General features: G+C 38.5%; 10 protein-coding genes. 6 read left to right on the forward strand and 4 right to left on the reverse strand.

Annotation, left to right across the window (positions count from 1 at the left end):
• Nucleotides 1-140: 140 nt before the first annotated feature.
• The 3 genes from BCL90_RS09290 to BCL90_RS09300 are packed head-to-tail and all read left to right on the forward strand — an operon-like array spanning nt 141 to nt 8,461.
• On the forward strand, nt 141-5,132 hold the full coding sequence (locus tag BCL90_RS09290; RefSeq protein ID WP_121284577.1) for a translocation/assembly module TamB domain-containing protein: 4,992 nt from the start codon (nt 141-143) through the stop codon (nt 5,130-5,132).
• Nucleotides 5,116-7,431, forward strand: coding sequence for a translocation and assembly module lipoprotein TamL (gene tamL, locus BCL90_RS09295; RefSeq protein WP_121283742.1), 2,316 nt, complete (start codon nt 5,116-5,118; stop codon nt 7,429-7,431). Before BCL90_RS09290 ends, tamL begins: the two co-directional genes overlap by 17 nt.
• 7 nt (nt 7,432-7,438) lie before the next feature.
• A complete protein-coding gene (locus BCL90_RS09300) occupies nt 7,439-8,461 on the forward strand; it encodes a YihY/virulence factor BrkB family protein (protein WP_121283743.1) in 1,023 nt (340 codons plus the stop codon).
• Between the two features lie 190 nt (nt 8,462-8,651).
• Here BCL90_RS09300 and BCL90_RS09305 read toward each other — a convergent pair whose 3' ends face one another.
• Nucleotides 8,652-10,523, reverse strand: a complete 1,872-nt coding sequence (locus tag BCL90_RS09305; protein WP_121283744.1) for a DNA topoisomerase IV subunit B — start codon at nt 10,521-10,523, stop codon at nt 8,652-8,654.
• 404 nt (nt 10,524-10,927) lie between these two features.
• Here BCL90_RS09305 and BCL90_RS09310 point away from each other — a divergent pair, with 404 nt between their 5' ends.
• Together BCL90_RS09310 and BCL90_RS09315 are read left to right on the forward strand one after the other, a co-directional pair.
• Nucleotides 10,928-12,265, forward strand: a complete 1,338-nt coding sequence (locus tag BCL90_RS09310; protein ID WP_121283745.1) for an APC family permease — start codon at nt 10,928-10,930, stop codon at nt 12,263-12,265.
• Between the two features lie 189 nt (nt 12,266-12,454).
• The gene (locus tag BCL90_RS09315) at nt 12,455-13,789 is read left to right on the forward strand and encodes an MFS transporter (protein WP_121283746.1); all 1,335 of its coding nucleotides are present in this window, start codon (nt 12,455-12,457) and stop codon (nt 13,787-13,789) included.
• Between the two features lie 470 nt (nt 13,790-14,259).
• Here the strand turns inward: BCL90_RS09315 and BCL90_RS09320 are convergent, their stop codons facing one another.
• Together BCL90_RS09320 and BCL90_RS09325 are read right to left on the reverse strand one after the other, a co-directional pair.
• The gene (locus BCL90_RS09320) at nt 14,260-15,972 is read right to left on the reverse strand and encodes a RagB/SusD family nutrient uptake outer membrane protein (RefSeq protein ID WP_121283747.1); all 1,713 of its coding nucleotides are present in this window, start codon (nt 15,970-15,972) and stop codon (nt 14,260-14,262) included.
• A gap of 15 nt (nt 15,973-15,987) precedes the next feature.
• Nucleotides 15,988-19,143, reverse strand: coding sequence for a SusC/RagA family TonB-linked outer membrane protein (locus BCL90_RS09325; RefSeq protein ID WP_244214190.1), 3,156 nt, complete (start codon nt 19,141-19,143; stop codon nt 15,988-15,990).
• A 638-nt stretch (nt 19,144-19,781) separates the two neighbouring features.
• Between BCL90_RS09325 and BCL90_RS09330 the strand changes: the two genes are divergently transcribed.
• Nucleotides 19,782-21,086: a DEAD/DEAH box helicase gene (locus BCL90_RS09330; protein ID WP_121283749.1), complete on the forward strand. Its 1,305-nt coding sequence runs from the start codon at nt 19,782-19,784 to the stop codon at nt 21,084-21,086.
• A gap of 202 nt (nt 21,087-21,288) precedes the next feature.
• Here BCL90_RS09330 and BCL90_RS09335 read toward each other — a convergent pair whose 3' ends face one another.
• The gene (locus BCL90_RS09335; RefSeq protein ID WP_121283750.1) at nt 21,289-24,192 is read right to left on the reverse strand and encodes a leucine--tRNA ligase; all 2,904 of its coding nucleotides are present in this window, start codon (nt 24,190-24,192) and stop codon (nt 21,289-21,291) included.
• Nucleotides 24,193-24,255: the final 63 nt, after the last annotated feature.

Genomic DNA, 24,255 nt, shown 5'->3' on the forward strand with positions numbered 1-24,255 from the left:
AATTAGTAAACCGCCAATATTAAATTTTTATAGCGGGCGAACAATTTAAGTTATTTTTTGTATTATTTAGTAAAACAGGCCTTAAAATTAATTTTAATGGCGTGCTTTTAGCATTTATCAAACACCAAACACACTTAGCATTGAATAAATACGTACGCAAAAGTCTAAAAATTCTATTGTGGGTAATTGCTTCCATCATCATTCTGGTAGTCGGTATAGCGCTATCCTTAAATATTCCAGCTGTTCAAAATTTTGTTAAAGGCAAAGCCATAAATTACCTGAAAAACAAAACCAAAACAGAGGTAAGTTTAGAAAGCATTAAAATCGCATTGCCAAAAGATGTGGTTCTAAACAAATTTTACATCGAAGACCGTAAAGGTGATACTTTATTATATGCCGAAAAACTAGCGGTTGATATCAGTTTATTTAAGCTGTTAAAGAACACAGTTGAGATCAATAATATTGAACTAAAAAATGTACGCGCCAATGTGAAGCGCATCACTCCCGACACCACTTTTAACTTTTCTTTCCTGGTGGATGCTTTTGCAAGCGACCAGAAAAAACCAGAAGAGAAAGTAAAAAAAGATACCACTTCTACCCTAAAATTCTCTGTTGATAAAGTTTCTTTTGAAGATATTGGCATCAATTACCGCGATGATGTTGCAGGTAATGATGTGAAATTATATTTAGGTGCCTTTAAAACAAAAATTAAAGATTTCGATCTGGCCAATCAGCATTATGTAATTAAAGAGTTAAGCCTGGTGAATACTTCGCTTCGTTATTTACAGCAAAAACCTCTTGTCAAATTGGTTCAGCATATTACCAATAGTGTAGATAGTGCAGAGAAAGAACAGGGTAAATTGCCATTAATCGAGGTACAGAACTTCGTTTTTAACAATGTAAAGGTAAATTACGACGACCAGATCTCGACAACCAAAGCCATTGCCACTGTAAACGACCTTGGCCTGGCAAACCTGAAAGTAGATTTAACCAATAGTAAATATTCAGTTGATGATGCACATTTAAACAAATCGAATATTCTTTTTGCATTTAAACCAGCGCCGAGCAACGATTTAAAGAAAGTTAAAGATACTGTAGCGCCCCAAAAATCGGCTTTAGGCCTCATTATCAAAAACATCAGTTTAGCCGATAACGATGTACAGTTTGATAATCTGGCTGCTAAACCTGCTCCTAAAGGAATGGATTTTAACCACCTGAAAATTAACCAGCTTAATTTGGGGGCTAGTGATGTAAGTTATAGCGCCGCAGGTATAAAAGCAAATGTTAAAAACGGATCACTAAAAGAGAAAAGCGGCTTTGTTCTGGATGAATTACGTGGCGACGCAGCCTATAATGATAAACAGATCAAGCTGAGCAATTTCATACTGAAAACACCAAATACTTCAATTGAGAATGCAACTGAGTTAAATTTCACCTCGATTGAGGATTTAACCAAACATCCTGAACGCGTGAAACTGAATATTGCCCTTAAAAACACCACCATTGGTTTGAAAGATGCTGGCTTTTTCAGCACTGCCATACCCGCCAATTACCGCAACGAAAAAATAAAAATCAATGCCGATGTTAACGGCTATTTAAACAACCTGAATATCACCAAACTGCAGATCAGCGGCTTAAAAAATACACAGATTGATATCAGCGGAAATGCCAAAGGCTTGCCCGATATTAAAAAAACCTTTCTCGATTTAAACATTAAAAAACTTCATGTTACCAAAGGTGATATTTTGGTAGCCGTACCAAAAAAATCAATTCCTCCTTCAATTGAACTGCCTAACGTAATCGGTGCGAAAGGTAATTTTAAAGGCTCAATGACTGATTTCAATACCAATCTGAACATCAACACCGATATGGGTGGTGCAGTGATAGTTGCAGGCATGAATGGCCCTAAAGGAAAAGAAAGTTACAAGGCAGATATCAGTTTAAACAACTTCAACGTAGGCAGGCTGTTAAAAATGCAGCCAAAACTTGGCCGTGTTTCGGTTAAGGCCAATGTTGCGGGTACAGGCCTTGATCCTAAAAAAATCAATGCGAAGTTTAATGCCAAAGTGTTAAGTGCTTATTACAATAAATATACATACCGCAATTTAAGCCTCGCCGGCAATTATAACAACCAGAACATTAGCATTAAAAGCAGCATGCCCGATAGCAATGCCAACTTTAACTTAGCCGCTAAAGTGAATCTGGCGGGGAAATATCCGGCAGTAAAAGCCGATTTAAATTTAAAACAGGTAAACCTTCAGGCACTAAACTTTAATCCTACGGTTTTAAGTGCCGCAGGAGTGGTTAAAGTAAATCTGACCACTGCCGATGCCGATTATTTAAATGGATCCGTTGATGTTACGGGTTTACAACTGGTAAAAGATAAACAAAGAATTAATGTTGATACGATTTCGATCCGTGCAAAATCTACCGCAACAGAAAACGAACTTACACTCAAATCTGAAATACTCTCAGCAAAAATTGATGGAAAATACCAACTGACCAAAGTGGGTAGTGCAATAATTAACGAAATCAATAAATATTATGCTTTTGGAACCGTTACAAAGGTTCCGGATCAGCGTTTGCGCTTTTTTGTTCAGATTTATGATTCTAAACTATTAAAGAACTTTGTGCCTGAATTAACGGTTTTTAAACAATCTCAATTTTACGGATTGATTGATACACAAAAAGACAGCCTACAAATCAAGGGTAATTTCCCGCAGGTAGTTTATGGCGATTTCAAAATAGATACCACGGTTTTAAACATCAATAACGAGAATAATAAACTGGCCTATAGTTTAACGGTTAAAAGCCTTCAAAGCCCGTCTGTCGCACTATTTAATACAGAAGTAAGCGGTGAGGCGTTAAATAATAATTTAGGCGTTAATATTTTCCTTCGCGACAGGCAACTTAAAGACAAATATGTAATCGGCGGTACTTTCAAATCGATTAATAAGGATTTTAAATTCGCTTTAGATCCTCAAAAATTATTGCTTGATTATCAAAAATGGGTGGTTTCGCAAGATAATTACATTCAATTTGGCGCTTCAGGCATATTGGTTAATCAGTTTCAGATCAGCAACAGCGGTCAGTCGCTTTCCATTAACAGCAACCCTACCCAACCAAATGCACCTTTAACCGTAGCATTTAAAGATTTCCAATTGGAAACCTTAACCAAATTTGCAGAAACCGATACCACTTTGGTTGGTGGCCGTTTAAACGGAACCGCAAATGTTAAAGATTTGGCCAGCACACCAAAATTTGAAGCGAATTTAACCATCGATCAGTTGCGCTATCAGAAAGATCAGTTGGGTACTTTACGTTTAGCGGTAAACAACGATACCAAAAATGCCTTCGAGGTAAATATGGCCTTAACTGGCGTACATGAACTGAGGGTAAATGGATTTTATTATACTGCACCTCAAAGCGCCTTAGATCTTACCGTCAACATCGATAAGATTGAAATGAAAAATATTGAAAGTTTATCTGCAGGTCAGCTTAAAAATGGTACAGGTACCTTAACCGGTGCCCTTACTGTTAAAGGCGCATTAACGGCCCCTAAAATACTCGGTGATTTAACTTTCAATAATGCAGGGATCAGAGTGGCTTATGTAAACTCTTATTTCCGTTTGCCAAATGAGAAAATATCGTTTACCGATGAGGGCATCAGTTTTAACAACTTTACACTGATCGATTCATTAAATCAAAAAGCAACTATCAACGGAAAAGTTTATACTACCGATTTTAAAAATTATCGATTCGGTTTAGATATCCGGATGAACAATTTCAGGGCAATCAATTCTACCGCTGCCGATAATGATATGATTTATGGAACAGTATTTTTAACCAGCAATATCAAAGTACGCGGAGATTTGAACCAGCCGGATGTAAACATGAATATCAATGTGAATAAGGGCACAAAATTCTTCTTCGCTTTGCCTTCAAGTGATCCGGCAATTATTGACCAGGAGGGTATAGTACAGTTTATTGATGCCGATGCACCTCCCTTTAACGGACAAAAAGCCTTAAAGGTTGATAGCATTAGTAAATCCCCTATTAAAGGTTTAAACCTTGTAGCAGCTGTAAAAGTAGATCCTGAAGCAGAACTTAATGTGGTTGTAGACGCATCTACCGGCGATAATTTAAAAGTTAGGGGCGACGCAGACTTAAATGTAACGATGGATCCAAGTGGTAAAATCAGCATGACTGGCCGCTACGAGATCGTTGACGGTTCGTATAACTTAACATTGGCTGTTGTAAAAAAGGAATTTAAACTGGTTAAAGGCAGTACCATTGTCTGGACAGGCGAACCTACTTCTGCAACTGCAAACATTACTGCATTATACGAAGTTAATGCTGCTCCTATCGACCTGTTAAATCAGCCAGATCTTTATGAAGCCAGAACAAAATTACCTTTCCAGGTTTATCTGATGATAAAAGGCGAATTATTAAAGCCAGCCATTTCATTTAAACTCGACTTGCCAGAAAATGAACGTGGTGCTTTAAATGGTCAGGTTTATACCAAATTAATTAATGTAAACCGCGATGAAAGTGAATTAAACAAACAGGTTCTTGCTTTACTTGCCTTAAACAGGTTTATTGCGAATAATCCTTTTCAAAGTCTGGCAGGCGGCGGTGGTGGTGTTTCTACCCTTGCACGTTCGAGCGTAAGCAGACTGTTAACCGAGCAATTGAATAATTTAACTTCCGATTTAATTCAGGGTGTTGATCTTAATTTCGGCGTAAATTCATCTGAAGATTATTCAACCGGTTCGATGCAGCAAAAAACAGATCTGGAGGTTGGACTATCTAAAAAACTGCTAAACGATAGATTAACGGTTAGCGTAGGAAGTTCTTTTGCTTTAGAGGGGCCTCAGGCGCCAGGAGAAAAATCGACCAATATTGCCGGAAACGTAAACGTAGAATATGCGCTTTCTGCTGATGGACGGTACCGTTTAAGGGCTTACCGCAGAAATCAGAACGATATGATTGTACAGGGACAGATTGTTGAAACAGGCCTAGGCTTTACCCTGGTTGTAGATTACAATAAGTTTAGAGAGATTTTTCAAAAGAAAAGAATAAGAAGAATAAGAAACATTGAACAGAAAGCACAAGATGAGAAAACTAATTAGACCGCTTTTATTTATACTGGCCTGTTTAGTTTGGGCGGCTTGCAGCAGTACCAAATCGTTAAAACCAGGACAGATTTTGTATACCGGTGCTGAAGTAAAAATCAATCCAGACTCATCAGGGAAAATTGACAATGAAAAACAGGTTAAAACTGACCTGGAAGCTAAAACTAGACCACGCCCTAATAAGTCGTTTTTGGGTATAAAATTTAAACTAGGCATTTACAATCTTGCTGGTGAGCCTAAAAAGCCAAAAGGTTTTAGAAACTGGCTACGCAGACAAGGTGAAGCTCCTGTGTTATTAAGCGAGGTAAAGCTAAAATACAACAATGATGTATTATCCAGTTATCTTATTAGTGAAGGCTATTTACAGGCAACCGTTACCGGCGATACCGTTGTAAAAGGAAAAAAAGGTAAGGCAATTTATACTGCCGTTACCGGGCAACGATATAAAATTAACAAGATTAATTTCCCTCCCGATACCGGGGCACTCACAAAAATCATCAACGCCAATAAAGACAAAACCTTGCTAAAAGTTGGCGACTATTACGATATCGACACTTACAAAAATGAACGGATCAGGATTGATAACGACTTAAAGGAAAGTGGTTATTTCTATTTCAGCCCCGATTATTTAATTATGCAGGTAGATAGTACCATAGGTAAAAACCTGGTTAATGTTTCGGTTAAAGTTAAAGACATTGCTCCTGATGCCGGATTAAAACCTTATACCATTAAAAATATTAACATTTATCCCAATTATTCGTTAAGGAGAGATAGTACATTAAGAAAACTAAAACCGCTTCAGTATAACGATTTCAATATATACGATGACCGGAACACCTTTAAACCAAGACTTTTTGACCGTTTAGTATTCTTTCAAAAAAATGAACTTTATAACCGTAAAGACCATAACCAATCTTTAAACCGTATGGTTAATGTGGGTGCCTTTCAGGACGTAAGAGCTGAATTTTTACCCGTTGATAGTTTCAAAAACAATCAACTCGATTTGAATATCTATTTAACTCCTTTAAAGAAAAACTCACTGACCTTTTCGGTTGTAGGAACCAGTAAATCGAACAACTTCGTTGGTTCGGAAGTGAAAGTAACACAAACCACCAGAAACTTGTTTAGAAATGCAGAACAATTGGATTTGAGTGTTAGTGGTGGTTTTGAAACCCAAACCAAAGGTACTTCTTTAGGCAAAAACTCCTTATCGTTAACTGCTGAAGGAAAACTAACCTTCCCCAGGTTTATTGTTCCTTTTTACAAACCGAATAGCACCAACGCTTTCATCCCGAAAACGATTACGTCGCTTTCTTATCAAATCCTCAACCGTGGCTCTGAATATACCTTACATGCAGTTAAGGGGCAATATGGTTACAACTTTAAAGAAAACTTGTACAAAGAGCATAATTTCAACCCGATATCAATCAGTTATGTTTCTACTTCTTTTCCATCTGACACAACTGCGGAGAGAATATATGCACAAAATCCTTTATTGAGGACTACTTTAGAAAAGCAGTTTATCATTGGCAGTAACTATAACTTCACTTATACCAACCAGATGGAAGATAGCCGGAGAAATAATACCTACTTCTTTGGAGGATTAGAAACCGGAGGCAATGTTTGGGGAACTTTTGTACCAAAAGATGAAGAAGGGAAACGTACACTTTTTAATGTGCCACTAACCCAGTTTATCAGAGTAGAAGCCGATTTGAGGGATTATTATAAAATTACCAGAAATTTAATCTGGGCAAACAGGTTAAACCTCGGTTATGGTTATGCCTATGGAAACTCTACCTCATTACCATTTGTTAGGCAGTTTTTTGCTGGTGGTAGCAATGACATCAGGGCTTTTCCAGCCAGAACTTTAGGTCCGGGAACTTTTAAGGTTAAAGATGATGCAATTTTTGCCGATCAGGGTGGTGATATTAAGTTGATGCTTAACTCAGAGCTACGATTTAAAATAGTAAGTGTACTTTATGGCGCTTTGTTTGTAGATGCGGGAAATGTCTGGTTAAGGAAAGAAGATCTTGGAGAACCTGGCAAACCGGAAACGGCAAGACTTGGATCTGGCTTTAAGCTGAAAAATACTTTTAACGAGCTAGCTGTGGGTACTGGTGCAGGCTTACGTGTAGATGTCAGCATTTTTGTGATCCGCTTAGATGTAGCTTTCCCAATTCGCAAACCGTATTTACCTGAAGGACAAAGATGGGTATTAGATGATATTGCCTTTGGAAACAAAGATTGGCGAAAACAGAATATAATTTATAACATTGGGATAGGATATCCGTTTTAATTCTTCAATGAAAGTATTCCATAAGATCAAAAATTTCTTTATTGCGCTTTACCATCTTTTTATTGCGGCAGGAAAAGGCTTTGTAGAAGACAGGGTAACTAAATTAAGTGCTTCGCTTGCCTATTACACTATTTTTTCCCTTACACCGCTTATTATTATCATGTTATCCGCCGCTACCCTATTTTTTGGCGACGAAAGAAACGAAAAAACAAGAGGTCAGTTTTATGGGCAGGTTACCGAGATGGTTGGTAAAGAGGCAGCTACACAAATCCAGGGTTTTGTAGAACATGCCAATAAATCTGGGCAATCTACCATTGGTTTAATTATTGGGATTGGTACATTGATTATTGGTTCAACTGCTATTTTTATAGAGATACAAGATAGCATCAATATGATCTGGAAAGTAAAGGCTGTGCCCAAAAAAGGTTGGATAAAAATGCTTTCTAACAGATTATTGTCTTTCTCTTTAATTGTTTCGATGGGCTTTCTCTTGCTTGTTTCACTAGTGGTTAACACTGTAGTAGTAGGTTTGGGTTCTAAATTAGGCCACCTACTTTCGCAAAGTAAGATAGATGAAGTAATCCCCGTTGCAAACGATACAATGGCCATTCTGATTTATATTTTAAACAATGTAATTACACTAGCGGCCGTAACCGCTGTATTTGCCGTTATTTTTAAAGTATTGCCAGATGTTGTCATCCGTTGGAAATCGGCAATAATCGGTGCTTTATTTACGGCAGTTCTCTTTAGTTTAGGTAAATACCTGATCGGGATTTATATCGAAAAAGGTAATCCAGGTTCTGCTTTTGGAGCCGCGAGTTCCATCATTGTTATTTTATTGTGGATTTATTACACTTCTATCATTTTGTATTTCGGGGCAGAATTTACCCAGGCTTATGCCGAAAAATATGATAACGGCATCTCCCCTAGTAAATATGCTGTATTTACAAAAATCACTATCATAGAGAAAAAGGTAGATGTATTGCCACCGCAACATCCGGAAGATACGGTGAATGCCCCTAAAGAATAATTACCATTTGAGATCATAGCCGTCATCCTGAACTTGTTTCAGGATCTTACCAAATGTGGTCGTCATTCCTGCGCATGCGGAAATTTAAGGTGAGAAAACAGTTATAACCAAGGAAGTCAAGCTTTAAAAGCTTGACTTCCTTTTTAGATAATGTAAACGTGGTTCGTGAAGACACGAACCAGGGATATTGCTAAGCTACCTCTTCAGTAATCACTTTAGGTTCTTCAGTTACTTCATCCTTCTCTACCCTTAGGTTACGGATAATGTGCTGTTGCCTGTCAGGTGTATTTTTACCCATGTAATATTCAAGCAAACTTTTAATTGTTTGGTCTTTCAAAATAACAGGATCTAACCTGATATCTTTCCCGATAAATAAACCAAATTCATCTGGTGAAATCTCTCCCAAACCTTTAAATCGCGTAATTTCTGGTTTATTACCCAGTTTTTCGATTGCGTTTCTACGTTCTTCGTCACTATAACAATAAATGGTTTCCTTTTTATTCCTCACCCTGAAAAGCGGCGTTTGTAAAATATAAACATGCCCAGCTTTTACCAGATCAGGAAAAAACTGAAGGAAGAAAGTCATCATTAACAAACGGATGTGCATGCCATCTACATCGGCGTCAGTTGCAATTACAATATTATTATAATGTAATCCTTCTAAACCATCTTCGATATTTAAAGCGTGTTGTAGCAGATTAAATTCTTCATTTTCGTAAACTACTTTTTTGGTAAGTTCATAACAGTTAAGCGGCTTACCCTTTAAGCTAAATACGGCCTGGCAATCAACATCACGCGATTTTGTGATCGAACCCGATGCAGAATCTCCCTCAGTAATGAATAAGGTAGTTTCATACCGTTTCTCGTGCGTAGTATTAAAATGCACCTTGCAATCACGCAGTTTTTTATTGTGTAAGGATGCTTTTTTTGCCCTGTCGTTTGCCAGTTTCTTGATACCTGCAATATCCTTACGTTCGCGCTCCGACTGCATAATTCTTTTCAGTAACGCATCGGCAACGTCGGGGTTTTTATGCAAATAATCATCAAGCTCTTTTTTAACAAAATCGTTAATAAAAGTAGCTACCGATGGGCCTTCTGGTCCCATGTTCTGCGAACCCAGTTTTGTTTTGGTCTGCGATTCGAAAACCGGCTCCTGTACACGCACAGAAATTGCCGCGATGATAGAAGAACGCACATCGGCCGCATCAAACTCTTTTTTGAAAAACTCCCGAACGGTTTTCACCACAGCAGCCCTAAACGCTGCCTGGTGGGTACCACCTTGCGTAGTGTGTTGTCCGTTTACAAATGAGTGGTAATCTTCACCATATTGCTGACCGTGGGTCATGGCAATTTCGATATCTGGTCCAATCATGTGGATAATCGGGTAGCGAATCTCTTCTGGCTTATTAAACTTAGAAAGCAAATCGTACAGACCTCTTTCCGAAAAATATTTCTGGTTGTTAAAATTTACAGTTAAACCCGTGTTCAAGAAAACATAGTTCCAAACCATGCTCTCTACAAAATCAGGAATGTAATGGTAGTTCCTGAAAATGGTTTCATCCGGATAAAAAGTAATGGCGGTACCATTACGCTGAGTGGTATCAATAATAGGTTGTTCAGTTACAATTTCTCCTTTAGAAAATTCTACCTTTTTCGTTTTTCCATCACGATAAGATTGTACAGTAAAACTGGTAGAAAGTGCATTAACCGCCTTGGTACCTACGCCATTTAAACCTACCGATTTTTGGAAGGCATTACTATCGTATTTACCGCCGGTATTAATTTTACTTACACAATCGATTACCTTACCCAATGGAATACCACGACCATAATCGCGCACATTCACCTTTTGCTCAGAAAGGGTAATTTCGATGGTTTTTCCGGTACCCATTACAAACTCATCGATAGAATTATCTACAATTTCTTTAAGCAAAACGTAAATACCGTCATCCTGGGCAGAACCATCGCCAAGTTTACCAATGTACATACCCGGGCGAAGCCTGATGTGCTCTTTCCAGTCTAATGAACGAATACTGTCGTCGTTATAAATTACTTCTGCCATACTGTGTTTATCTGTTCTTCAATGAAAACTTTGCATTTATTGGTCTGCAAAGCGATGAAGAATTTGTAGAAATAACCCTGACGATTGAAATAAAAATATTTTTAAATACGCTCTTCAGAATTATTATACAATAATAGATTTATTCTGTGAGGCTCGCAAAAGAAAATATCCACATATAAACATGGGTGATGGAATAGGTAAGGTGGATGATAGGCATTATATATAAGTTAGATGTCCATAGTCGGTGGTCTTTAGGCTATCATTGATTAACGATCACCAGCTCTCTCCATCATCCCTTTTCCATCTTACCTCTGCCATCCTCCAATCATTCTCTCATTCAATCATTCCCTCCCTCAATCATTCAATTTTCCCTATCTTCATCCGATTATTCAAAATCCTATTTAATGCAACAAAAAAAGCAGCTTTCGCTATTCGATTTATCCATGATTGTGGTGAGTCTGGTTATTGGAATGGGTGTATTTCGTACGCCTGTAAATGTAGCGGCGAAAGCGCAAATTCCAGAGTTATTTTACCTGGCCTGGTTTATTGGTGGCTTCGTGGCTTTTTGCGGTGCCTTAACCTATGCCGAAATTGGTTCCCGTTTTCCGGTAACAGGTGGATATTATAAAATATTTTCTGCAGCCTATCATCCCTCTATCGCTTTTGCAATTAATTGTATTGTTATTATTTCCAGCGCAGCATCTGTAGCGGCAATTTCAATTATTGGTGCAGAATACCTGAGTAAAATTATTTTGCCTGTTGGTAAACAAACAGAAACCTATCGGGTCGCCATAGCCATTATTACTATTTTAACATTCTATTTCATTAACCTTTTAGGTTTGAAAGCGAGTTCTAAAACGCAAAATGTACTAACTGTAATTAAAATCGGAATGATTTTAACGCTGATTTGCGCGGTATTTTTTGGCGGACAAACCGAAACCATAACTCCTGTTTTTAAAACAGCAACAGGTGCTTTACCAACCTGGTCTGATTATGGAAAAGCTTTGGGTTTATGCTTAATTGCCGTTTCTTTTTCTTATGCAGGTTATGCACAAACCATCAACTTTGGTGGCGAAATTAAAGAAGCCAAAAAAGTGATTCCACGTGCTATCATTATTGGCTTAAACATTATTGTAATTCTTTATCTGGCCATCAACTATGTGTATGTAAAGGTGATTGGTTTTGAAGAATTAAAATCAGCAGAAAGTATAGCAGCGATATTAGCTTCGAAGATATTTGGTCCTGCCGGATTTAAAGCACTTTCTGTAATTATCTTTTTTTCTGTAATGGGTTATATAAATGTAAACCTGTTGAGTAACCCAAGGGCAATGTTTGCTATGGGCGAAGAAGGTGCCCTGCCAAAAATATTCAGCAGGATGAATAAAAAAACAGAGGTAATGACCATTAGCTTAACAGTTTTTACATTAATTGCCGTGGTGATTATTTTCTTTGCGAAAACTTTCGACAAGATTTTAAACTATACCATTTTCTTAGAATGCATCAGTATGGCCAGTTCGGCAGCCACAATTTTCATCCTTCGAAAGAGAACAGCACATCTTGATAAAAAATCCATCTATACTGTTCCTTTATATCCTATATTGCCTATTATTTTTATTGCGGCTTATACTTTCGTGGCCTTTAGCATTTATGCCGACGATCCGAATGCAGCACTTAATGGCTTATATATTTTTGTTGGCTTTCTGGTAGTTTATTTTGTGAGCAGATGGTTTAACAAGAAATAGTTTATTCATGATTCAAACCTCGCAGTTTTTAAAAACCTGCTAGGTTTCATGAGACCAACCAAAGTAAATAAACTGATTAGAATGAACATCCCGATTTTTCATTGGGATAAAATGGAAAGCAAGACTGATCTAACCGATTAACACAGAAACCTGCTTTCAAAAAAATAAAAATTTAATTATAAAATTTTAATGAACAAAACACTCTCCTTAAAACAAGAAATTGCTTACGCGGCCGGTATGATTGGTTGGAGCACGATGACAAATATTATCATCGTAATGCTCCCCTTTTTCTATCTGCCCCCAAGCAACGCTGGCTTACCTCCTTTGGTACCACAACTGGTTTTATTGGGCGCGTTTAATATTCTTTCTATTATTGCTGCTTCAGGAAGATTGGTCGATGCCCTTTACGATCCGTTTATTGCCTCAAAAAGTGATGCCAGCACCAATAAAAACGGTCGAAGGATGCCTTTTATGAAATGGGCGATTATTCCGTCAATGATATTTTGTGGCCTGGTATTCTACCCGCTCCAGAAAACAGAAAGCCTGCACAATGCCTGGTGGTTAACCATAACACTTTGTTTGTTTTTTGTATCGGTTACCACTTATATAATCCCTTATAACGCGCTACTGGCTGAAGTAACCAACACGCCAAGACAAAAAGTTAAATTATCAAGTTATCAGCAGGTCGGTTTTGTAATCGGCATCATTTTATCGGCCTGCACCAATAATTTTGCCGATCTGGTTGAGCCTCATTTTCATGTAGCCAACCGCAGCGAGGCCATCCAGATCGCGATATGGGGTTTGTGTATTTTATCCGGATTGGTGATGTTATTGCCTATTTTTTTTATTAACGAAAAAGAATTCACGGTTGCAAAACCCACTCACGTGCCTTTATGGCCGGCGATTAAGAGCACCTTTAAAAACAGTAATTTTAAATATTACCTGATATCTGATTTCGCTTTTTATACGGCATTGAGCATTATTTCTAGCGGTTTATTATTTTTCTGTACCGTTTTATTGGGCCTGCCAGAATCAGAAGGTGGAAAATTTATGGGCGCCATGGTTTTGGCTTCCCTGCTATTTTACCCGCTGGTTAATTTTGGTTCTGCTAAAATTGGCAAAAAACCTTTTGTATTGCTTGCCTTTGGCGTGTTGTGCTTAATCTTTGTCACCATTTTCTTTTTAGGCAAATTACCATTTGGTCCACATACACAGATTTACATCCTGGTACTATCCGCTTCGTTTCCTTTAGCGGCACTTGGCATTTTACCGACAGCCATTTTAGCCGACATTGCCCAAAGAGATACCTTAGAAACCGGAGAAAACCATGAGGGCATGTTCTTCGCAGTGAAATACCTTTTTGTAAAACTTGGTCAAACCTTAGGCATTGCTATTTTTGCCATGCTCACCATTTACGGCAAAGATCCGGGAAATGATTTCGGGTTACGATTGAACGGAATTGTAGGTTTCGGTCTCTGTTTAATTGCGTTATTGTTTTTTAGCAGGTTTAAAGAGGAGAAATAATTTGGCATTGAGCGTTTTGAGTGGGAATCGGAACCATCTAATAACTTAAGTTTCTTAATAAAAATGGCTGCTCTAATTTCCAGTTTTTTTATGGAAAGCAATTTCTGTGGTGCTTCGGTTCCTTTAGCCCCGCCCTTTGCTTAATCCCGATAAAAGAAACGTGTAAATTAAACCATTCTTATCGGGATAACGCTGGCGGTCGGGTTTATTTTACTACTGATAGTAGCAGTTTCATCCGCCTAAATCAATATCAACTCGATATGCTACAATTGCTTTCCAAAAAACAAGAAGATTACTTAAAGTGCCGTCATCCCAACTAAAGTGCAATGAAATGCAGTGATTTGTTGTTTTTTGACCACACGAGAAACTCTATGAACATCCAAGCTTTGTATGTTCATAGCTAAAATACATGAGCAGAGCAATGCTAATGCTCATCGCTCCGCCAATGTATCTCATTTATAACCTAAATCCTAATATCCCGGGCTTTGTTTTAATGTACCATTACTTCTATCAATCTGATCCTGAGGTAAAGGAAAATAATCGTCCCTGGCTTCGATGGTGATGCCTTTTAAGTAGTTAAAGTAGCCACCTTCAAAAGAAAAATAACTTTCCAGTGTTTGTTTGGCTACCCCCCAACGTACCAAATCAAAGAAACGGTGACCTTCTAATGCCAATTCCAATCTGCGTTCGAAACGTACCGCATTTCTGGCATAGGTATCATTTGGAAATGAGATGTACTGGCTAACTTTGTAGGCAGCCGCCGGAATCCCATTTATATCCCGGGGAGTTATTTTAGCAGCACGGGCTCTAACTATATTAACCAATATTAAAGCTCTGGCTAAATCGCCTTTTTCTACCGCACATTCTGCAGCCATTAAATAAACATCACCTAACCGGATCAGGTTTACGTTTAATCCGGTTACATTGGTAGTGCCGGGAGCGGTTCCACTTGAGATCTGAGCAGCATCAATGGTATTCTTAACAGCCAGAAAAGGGCCACCGTTACTGGCGTCGCGAATCCAGGTATCACCGGGCATTAAACCCCAATCGCGATATGGAACACCGCGTCTTCCAATTGTCGATTCAATTCTCGGGTCTAATGGTAAGGTCTTGTCTACTGCATAATTTGTTTTATCCGTTCCGGTTAATCCATAATCAGATTTATATGGATTAGTACGATAGCTGCCATCCAATAGCGGTAAACCAAGGGCATCTACCTTAAACGAGTTGGCCAGATCTATAGTCGGCTGGAAGAAACCACAACAGTTAATCGGCGCATTACCGTACGGAAAGTTAAGCATATCGCCCACATTACCATTATCACCGCCTGTTCCGTCGGTTCCAACGGAATGTTGAACAGACATAATCGTTTCTGGACCGTCTTCTTTGGTAATGTCAAAGTTATCGGTATAAGGCATATCAACCAAGCTTGGTTTTGCCAAAATTACAGCATTCAATAAATCGTAAGCTTCAGGATATTTCTTTTGATATAAAAACACCTTTCCAAGATAAGCCTGAGCCGCATATTTATCTACCCTACCCTTCTGATTTTTGGGCTTAGTTGTGCTTAAATTGGCAACGGCAAACTGAAGATCATCTACAATATTTGGATAAATGTCTTTATCATTCGGAACAAAAGTACCACTATTGGCCTCGGTAATATAAGGTACCATTTTAAATATGCGAACCAAAAAGAAATAATAATGTCCGCGTAACAATCTGGCTTCTCCTTGAATTTCTTTTGCACGGGCATCATCAAATTTAATCGATCCCGAACCTGCCTGTAAGCTGGCAAGGACTTTTAGCGTACGGTTACAGCGTTGAATTCCTTCGAAACACCTGTTCCAGATATTCGATAAATTATCATTTGTACTGGTTGGCGCATGTTGCTCAATGGCATTCATAGGTGGCTGATCTCCTGTGCTACTCCCTTTATGGGCATTATCTGATGCCACCTCGCCAAATAACCACTGGCTTGGTGCTGCACCATAATTACCCCATGTTCCATCCAAATTGCCATTAAGTAAGCTATAGGCACCTATTAAAAGGCCTTCAACCCCCTCTTGGCTCATTAACTGTTCCTCGGTTAGTTCACCCTGCGGTTGCAATGCTAGAAATTCTTTCTTGCAGGAAAAAGTACTGCAAATTAATAAGGAAAGAAGAATATATTTTATATGTTTCATTTTGATAACTTTTAATTAAAATCCAACATTAATACCGATTAAAAACTGACGTGGTGATGGATAAACACCCTGGTCTACTCCGGGCGCAGAGAAGCCATCTACAATTTGACTGATTTCAGGATCCAATCCTGTGTATTTAGTAATGGTAAATACATTGGTTGCACTAACATACAGCCTAATCTTATTGATGCCTGAATTTGGCCCAAAAGCTTTAACTGTTGGGATGGAGTAGCCAATTTGCAAATTTTTCAACCTAAGAAAACTTCCATCTTGAATGTAATAACTTGAAGAAGCAAACTCCAGATCTGAAGCTCCTGCATAAGCAGAAGGAATCAGACTTGATGTATTGGTTGGACTCCAGGCATCAAGTAATCTAACACTTTTTGCTCCATCAAAGGAAGGGAAATCTGTAAAATAGCGCGTAGCTTCAAATATATCATTTCCTTGTACACCATATAAGAAAGCTGAAATATCAAAATTCTTGTAAGATGCGTTCAAATTTATCCCATAGGTGAAATCTGGATGTGGACTTCCGATAATTGTCCGATCTTTTGGATCAATAATACCATCACCATTAATATCCTGATAACGTAATCCACCAACCCTGGCGCCCGAATAAGAAGGATTATTCTGAATATCGGCAGTACTCTGATAAATTCCTGCAGTTTGATATCCATAAAATGAACCCAGCGGCGCGCCTTCTTGTAAAATACTGGTTTGTAGGCTCCTATAATTACCATAAACCTGATTTAGAATACCTGGTGCCAACCTTACAATTTTATTATTATTTTTTGAAAAATTTGCACCGATATCAAATTTAAAAGGCCTATCATCGCTTCTTCCATAGTGATAAGCGACGTTAAATTCGATCCCTTTATTACTCATATCGCCAATATTTACAAAAGGTGAACTTCCCATTCCTACAATGCTAGCTGGTAGAGGTACAGGGTAAAGCATATCTGTCGTTTTCTTGTTATACCAATCTACTGATCCGTCAACAGCTCCGCCTAATAAAGTAAAATCAAGACCAATATTTAAAGAATTTACAGTTTCCCATTTTATATCCAGGTTTTGATAAGCATTTTGTCGCACTCCGGTTGTAAGACCATTGCCGCCACCAAGCGCATAAGCCGAATTAATAATAGAACTTTGAAATCTATTGACATATTGATATCCCGGTATCCGTTGGTTTCCGGTTTGTCCGTATCCAACACGAAGTTTCAAATCGCTAATCCATTTGATACTTTTCATAAACTCTTCTTCAGACAACCTCCAAGCAGCACTTGCTGCCGGAAAATTACCATACTTATTGGCAGAGCCGAAGTTAGATGAACCATCTCTACGGATCGTAAAACTGGCGAGATAACGATCATTAAAAGAGTAATCAAGCTTTGCGAACACGGAAAATAGTGATCCTATTCCTCCGGTACTGGCATTGCTGATGTTTGAAGAACCTGTATTTAAATAATAATAGTCAGGATTACCCAAAAGAAAGAAATCATTTCTTCCTGCAGTTAATTGTCTGGTTCTGGATCTGATTGCCTCAGTACCGATTAACGCATTTAAACTGTGTTTTTCAGCAAATTTTTTGTTATAATTTAAAGTATTAGTCCAGGTCCATTCCGTATTATATCCCTGGGTTTCACTTAAATTATTTGAATTATTGCCTTCAGAGAATTCCAAATTTGGATAACGCATAGATAAGCTATTGTAGTTCTCGTAACGTATCCCAAAATTGGTTTTTAATATCAATCCCGGAATAATATCACCTTCACCGAAGATATTTCCAAAAAAGAAGTTGTTTTTATTAACATTATCCTTTGCCCTGAATAGAAATGCAAGTGGGTTCTCTGCATTTCCCAACTGACTGCCGCGGCTACCGGCAAAGTTTCCGGCAATGTCGTAAACCGGAATAATGGTTGGGATTCGGTATGCCCATCCCAGAGCACTTCCCTGATCCTGATAGCCACCGGCAGTATTCGGATTAACGCCAAATCCGACACCTTCAGAGTAACTATATTGTGCATTTTCTCCGAAACGGACCCTTTTATTAAAAGCAGATATCCCAGTATTGGATCTAAAACTGTAACGTTTAAAACCTGTGTATTTAATTGTTCCTTTTTGGTTTAAGTATCCGGCACTAACGGAATAGGTTGCATTGTCTGAACCACCCAGCGCACTAATATTATAATTCTGAACAGGTGCAGCTTCGGTAATCTCATCAAACCAATTGGTACCTTCCTTATTTGCTTTTGTAATTTGATAAAACAGATTTGGATCACGGCTATAATTATACTTGGAAGGATCTGCATCTGCAGCAGTAACATTCTGACCAAGTTTTAAACCTGCCACCAAATATTCAGGCAATACCGGTACTGTGCCCGAACCATAGTTATCTCCTGCTGCAATAGGTTTTCCGGCATTAGTATACCCATCAAATACATATTGTGCATATTGTTGGGGGTTCATCATTTTTGGAAAACTATCTTTTCTTGGCAGCTGTGTACCATAATAAGAATCAAGCGTAATTTTTGGAGTACCAGTCAAACCTTTTTTAGTGGTAATGATTACCACACCATTATTTGCTCTTGAACCGTATATAGAGGCTGCAGAAGCATCTTTCAATACTTGCATACTTTCGATATCATTCTGGTTAAGCCATGATAGTTTTCCCTCAAATGGAACGCCATCAATTACGTAGAGCGGGTCGTTGTTATTAATGGTACTAAAACCCCGGATTCTGATCTGTGGTGTTGAACCTGGAGCCCCGTCATTTACAATTTGTACTCCTGTTGCTTTTCCTTGCAATGCTTCCACAGCACTTGCGGCCGGCTGGGCCTTTAATAGTTCCATACTTACTACAGCCACAGCTCCCGTTAAATCTTTCTTTCGCTGAGAAGAATAGCCAGTTACTACAACCTCTGTAAGGTTATTATTGTTGGCTTGTAATACAATTGAAATGTTGGTTTGGGTACCCACTGTTACTTCTTTACTGCCATAACCAACAAAAGAAATAACCAACACATCGGTAGGTTTTACACTTAGCGAGAAAGCACCATTTGCATCTGTAGCAGTACCACCACTGCCATCCTTAATTTTAATTGTGGCGCCAACCACAGGCAGTTTATCATCACTGGCAATAACTTTACCAGTAATTTTTGATTGGGCCATTGCACCGAGGGCAAATAGCATCCCCAAACACAAGAGAAGAAAACTCCTCTTGATACAAAAAAGATTTTGTTTCATAGGTTTATAATGATTAGATTAATAATGCGTACTCATACTTCTGACGCCTGATAAACAGACAACATCAGTTTTTTGTCTCTGCTAAGAAGTCGTATTTAAGTAATTTGCCACAGGATTTACCGCCGTTAAAAAAAACGAAGGAATGCAGGAAGAATGGATTTCTTCCGTTAGGGAGTAGTTTTTTTCTCATAAGTAGTTTGGTTAGATAAGTTTTATTAGTTGTTTTTATTTATAATCTACATACTGGTATTTTTAAAACAAAAATAAATTAGTGTAATATATACACTTTAATAAAAATAAATATACATATAAAAAATAATTATACTACAATTATATATTTATAAAATACCAATTAAACAGATTGTCATATAAGCAAAAATGCGTGATGTGGTGATGATTGAGATTTACATTATCAAAAACACATTCTTTATACATTTTTTGTATCTTTGCCGCTGAAGCAGGAATAAGGGCTTGCCATTCTGAATGGCATATTCTCTCCGCAAGTTAGTCCTTCAACAAATGATTGTTCTAGCTTCTTCGATAAATATTACACAGAAAAATACATGTTATTCAAAGAATTAAACCTCATTGAGCCCATTTTAAAGGCACTTGAGACCGAAGGTTATACACAACCAACACCAATACAGGAGCAATCTATTCCAACGATCTTAAAAGGCAAAGATTTACTAGGCTGCGCACAAACAGGTACCGGAAAAACCGCCGCCTTTGCCATCCCGATGTTGCAGTTACTGCACGAAAAACACGTCAATACCAAAGCAACAAAAAACATAAAGGCTTTAATTTTAACGCCTACACGCGAGCTTGCCATTCAGATTGAAGAAAGTTTTAAAGCTTATGGCCGTCACTTAAACTTACGCCATCTTGTAATTTTCGGGGGTGTAAACCAACACTCGCAGGTAGAAGCCTTAAGAAAAGGCGTTGATATTTTAGTGGCAACACCTGGTCGTTTATTAGACTTAATGAACCAGGGTTTCATTAGCTTAAATACCATTGAACTTTTCGTACTGGATGAGGCCGATCGTATGCTGGATATGGGCTTTATTCACGACGTGAAAAAAGTAGTAGCTAAATTACCAGCTAAACGTCAGACTTTATTTTTCTCGGCAACCATGCCAGATGAAATCCAGAAGTTGGCGAATACCATTTTATCTAGTCCGACAAAAGTAGAGGTTACCCCTATTTCTTCTACTGCTGAAACGATCGTTCAGTCGGTGTATTTTGTTGATAAGCCTGATAAAAAGAAATTATTGATCCATCTTTTAGAAGATAAAAAGATCGAAACTGCTTTGGTTTTTACCCGTACCAAACATGGTGCAGACCGCATTGTTAAGGACTTAGCCCATGCCGGAATTAAGGCTGCTGCGATCCATGGCAATAAATCGCAAAATGCCAGACAGAGGGCGTTAACTGATTTTAAAGACCGTAAAATCCGCGTTCTGGTAGCGACTGATATTGCTGCACGTGGTATTGATATTGATCAGCTCTCACATGTTTTCAATTTCGAATTGCCGAATATTCCTGAATCTTATGTTCACAGAATTGGCCGTACCGGCCGTGCTGGTGCAAACGGTATTGCAATTTCTTTCTGTGATGCAGAAGAAAACGAATACCTATTGGATATTCAGAAACTGATTAAAATTACGTTGCCAGTAGTAGATGAGCACCCTTATCCGTTAAGCTGGGAAAGTATGCTGGCCAAAAACCAGGTTAAACGTAAACCACAAGCCCAATCTAAAGGTGGTGGCGGCGGTGCTAAAAAAAGTGCCGATGGCAATATGAGTGGCAAACCACGTAATGCCAGCAACAACAGAAGGTTTGGTGGAAACAGAAAAAGAGGAGAAAGATAATCCCGATCGTCATTATGAACTTGTTTCAGAATCCATTTTGCAAAGATGCTGAAATAAATTCAGCATGACGTATTGCGAGAATGACGATACTTTTATCAAACAAAAAACCCGGATTACAAAACGTAACCCGGGTTTTTATATTTCTAGCTTAGGCAAGCGCAAGGAAAACCCTCCACCCTATTACCTTCCGCCTTCTACCTCCCTAAACAACTACATTAATAATCTTCCCTTTAACGAAAATGATCTTTTTAGTTGGTTTTCCATCTAAGAATTTCAGGAATTGCTCATCGGCCAATAAAATGCTTTCTACCTCTGGCTGAGCTAATGTTAAACTCAGATTCAGGTTCATTTTCATTTTACCATTGATAGAAACCGGGTAAGCAAACTCATCTTCGACCAGGTACTCAGGCTTAAATGTCGGGAAAGCAGTATAGGATAAAGTCCCAGCTTCGTTACCCAGTTGTACCCAAAGTTCTTCGCAGATATGTGGCGCATAAGGCGAAAGGATAATCACCATATCTTCCAGAATCTGACGGTTTTTGCATTTAAGATCGGTTAACTCATTCACCGCAATCATGAAACTTGATACAGAAGTATTGAAAGAGAAACGCTCGATATCGTCCTGTACCTTTTTAATGATTTTATGCAGCGATTTCAGCTCTGCTTTTGTAGGTACGTTATCGTTTACATGGAAAGTCCAGTCTTCGTTATGAAACAAACGCCAGAATTTACGCAAGAACTTAAATACGCCTTCAATGCCATTCGTGTTCCAGGGCTTACTCTGCTCTAACGGACCTAAGAACATTTCGTACATCCGCAAAGTATCGGCACCGTAACGTTCAATCAAATTATCGGGATTAACCACATTATAATAACTTTTCGACATTTTCTCTACTTCAACACCGCAGATGTAATCAGCGACTTTCAGCTCCCCCGTTGTTGGATATGAGATAGAACCATCTTCAAGAATTAAAACAGCTTCTTTAAACTCTGCTCTCCATTCTCTAAATTTTTTGATATCAAGAATATCGTTATTCACAAAATTTACATCAACATGTATTGGTGAGCTATAAGTGGCGTAAGTGCTATTTATAGGAAGTCCCCACTCTTCAAAGAGCATTCCTGCACTTTCGTTAGGGTCATTATATCTGTTCCATTGTTTTTTTGATAGATAATAATGGCTTGGGGTCTCATTCTCATCGAATGTTGTTACACGATAAACAAAATTACTTCTCCCCTGGATCATCCCTTGGTTAATCAGTTTTTTGAAAGGCTCTTCTTCTTTAGTATACCCTAAATCTTTCAAAAATTTATTCCAGAAACGGCTGTACAATAAGTGACCGGTTGCATGTTCAGAACCACCAATGTATAAATCAACATCTTTCCAGTATTCGACAGCTTCTTTTGAAGCAAAATCATTATTGTTATTGGCATCCATATAACGGTACCAGTACCAGCTGCTTCCTGCCCAACCCGGCATGGTGCTTAATTCATAATGTCCGCCATCTTTTGGCAACCAGTTCTCGGCCCTGGCTAATGGCGGCTCACCTGTTTCGGTAGGCAAATATTTATCAATTTCAGGAAGCAACAAAGGCAATTCTTCTTCCTTTACCAAATAAGGCAATCCATCTTTAAAGTAAACCGGAATTGGCTCACCCCAATAACGCTGGCGACCAAAAATTGCATCGCGTTGACGGAAATTCACTTTGGCTTTTCCAACTTTTTCAACCTCTAACCAATTATTCAAGAATGCTACTGCTTCTTTATAAGTCAAACCGTTAATAAAACCAGAGTTGATGTATTTTCCTTCTTTGGTTGGATCAGCCTGCACATCAATATCTTTTTGTCCGTCCAGAATCTGGATAATTGGTAAATTAAAGTGTTTAGCAAATAACCAATCGCGTTGATCGCCACTTGGCACACCCATTACCGCACCTGTTCCATAACCTGCCAATACATAATCAGCAATCCACAATTGCACACGCTCACCACTTACCGGATTAATTACATACGTCCCTGTAAAAGCACCTGATACCGTTTTAGTATCCGCCATGCGGTCTAATTCTGATTTCTTTTTCGTTAAAGAGATATAATTTGCAATGTCCTCTTTTTGTCCAGGAGTAGTCAATTCGGCTACCCAATCATGCTCCGGAGCCAAAACAAGATAAGAAACACCAAAAATGGTATCTACACGAGTGGTAAACACTTCAATCTGTTTGTCATTTCCTTCTACCTGAAATTTAACGGATGCCCCAACACTTTTACCGATCCAGTTGCGTTGCATTTCTTTAATCGGTTCAGGCCAATCAATCGTATCTAAACCCTGCAAAAGCCGGTCTGAATAGGCTGTAATCCGCATACTCCACTGCATCATTTTCTTTTGCTCAACCGGAAAACCACCACGCTCAGAGAAACCATCTTTAACTTCATCATTCGCTAAAACGGTTCCTAAAGCCGGGCACCAGTTTACGGTACTCTCGCGAAGATAAGTTAAGCGGTATTTTAACAATTCAACCTGTTTCTCTTCATCGGTAAAAGTTGCCCAGTCGCTCGGCAAAAATTCTTTTGTATCTTCATCAGAAACGGCTTTTACATCAGCTGTACCAGATGCATTGAATTTTTCGATCAGGGTAGTAATATCTTCTGCCCTGTCGTTTTCGATATTGTACCAGGAGTTGAACAACTGCATAAAAATCCATTGCGTCCACTTGTAATATGAAGGCTCGCTTGTGCGCACTTCTCTACTCCAATCAAAAGAAAAACCAATCTGATCTAACTGACGGCGGTAAGTTGCAATATTTGCTTCAGTAGTAATGGCCGGACGTTGTCCGGTCTGTATTGCATATTGCTCTGCTGGCAATCCGAAAGAATCGTATCCCATTGGGTGCAATACGTTAAAACCTTTAAGGCGTTTGTATCTCGAAAAAATATCTGATGCAATGTAACCCAGCGGGTGACCAACGTGCAGACCTGCTCCTGATGGATAAGGAAACATATCTAACACATAATATTTTGGTTTTTCAGAATTACTTTCGGCTTTAAATGTTTGATGATCTGCCCAGAATTTCTGCCACTTTTGTTCTATTTCTTTGAATTGGTAATCCATTGCAAGTTTTAAATTTTTAAAGGGGCGAAAATACGGAAATTAAGGGGCTTTAAAAAGTAGATT

The sequence above is a fragment of the Pedobacter alluvionis genome, assembly GCF_003664035.1.
Classification (GTDB): domain Bacteria; phylum Bacteroidota; class Bacteroidia; order Sphingobacteriales; family Sphingobacteriaceae; genus Pedobacter; species Pedobacter alluvionis.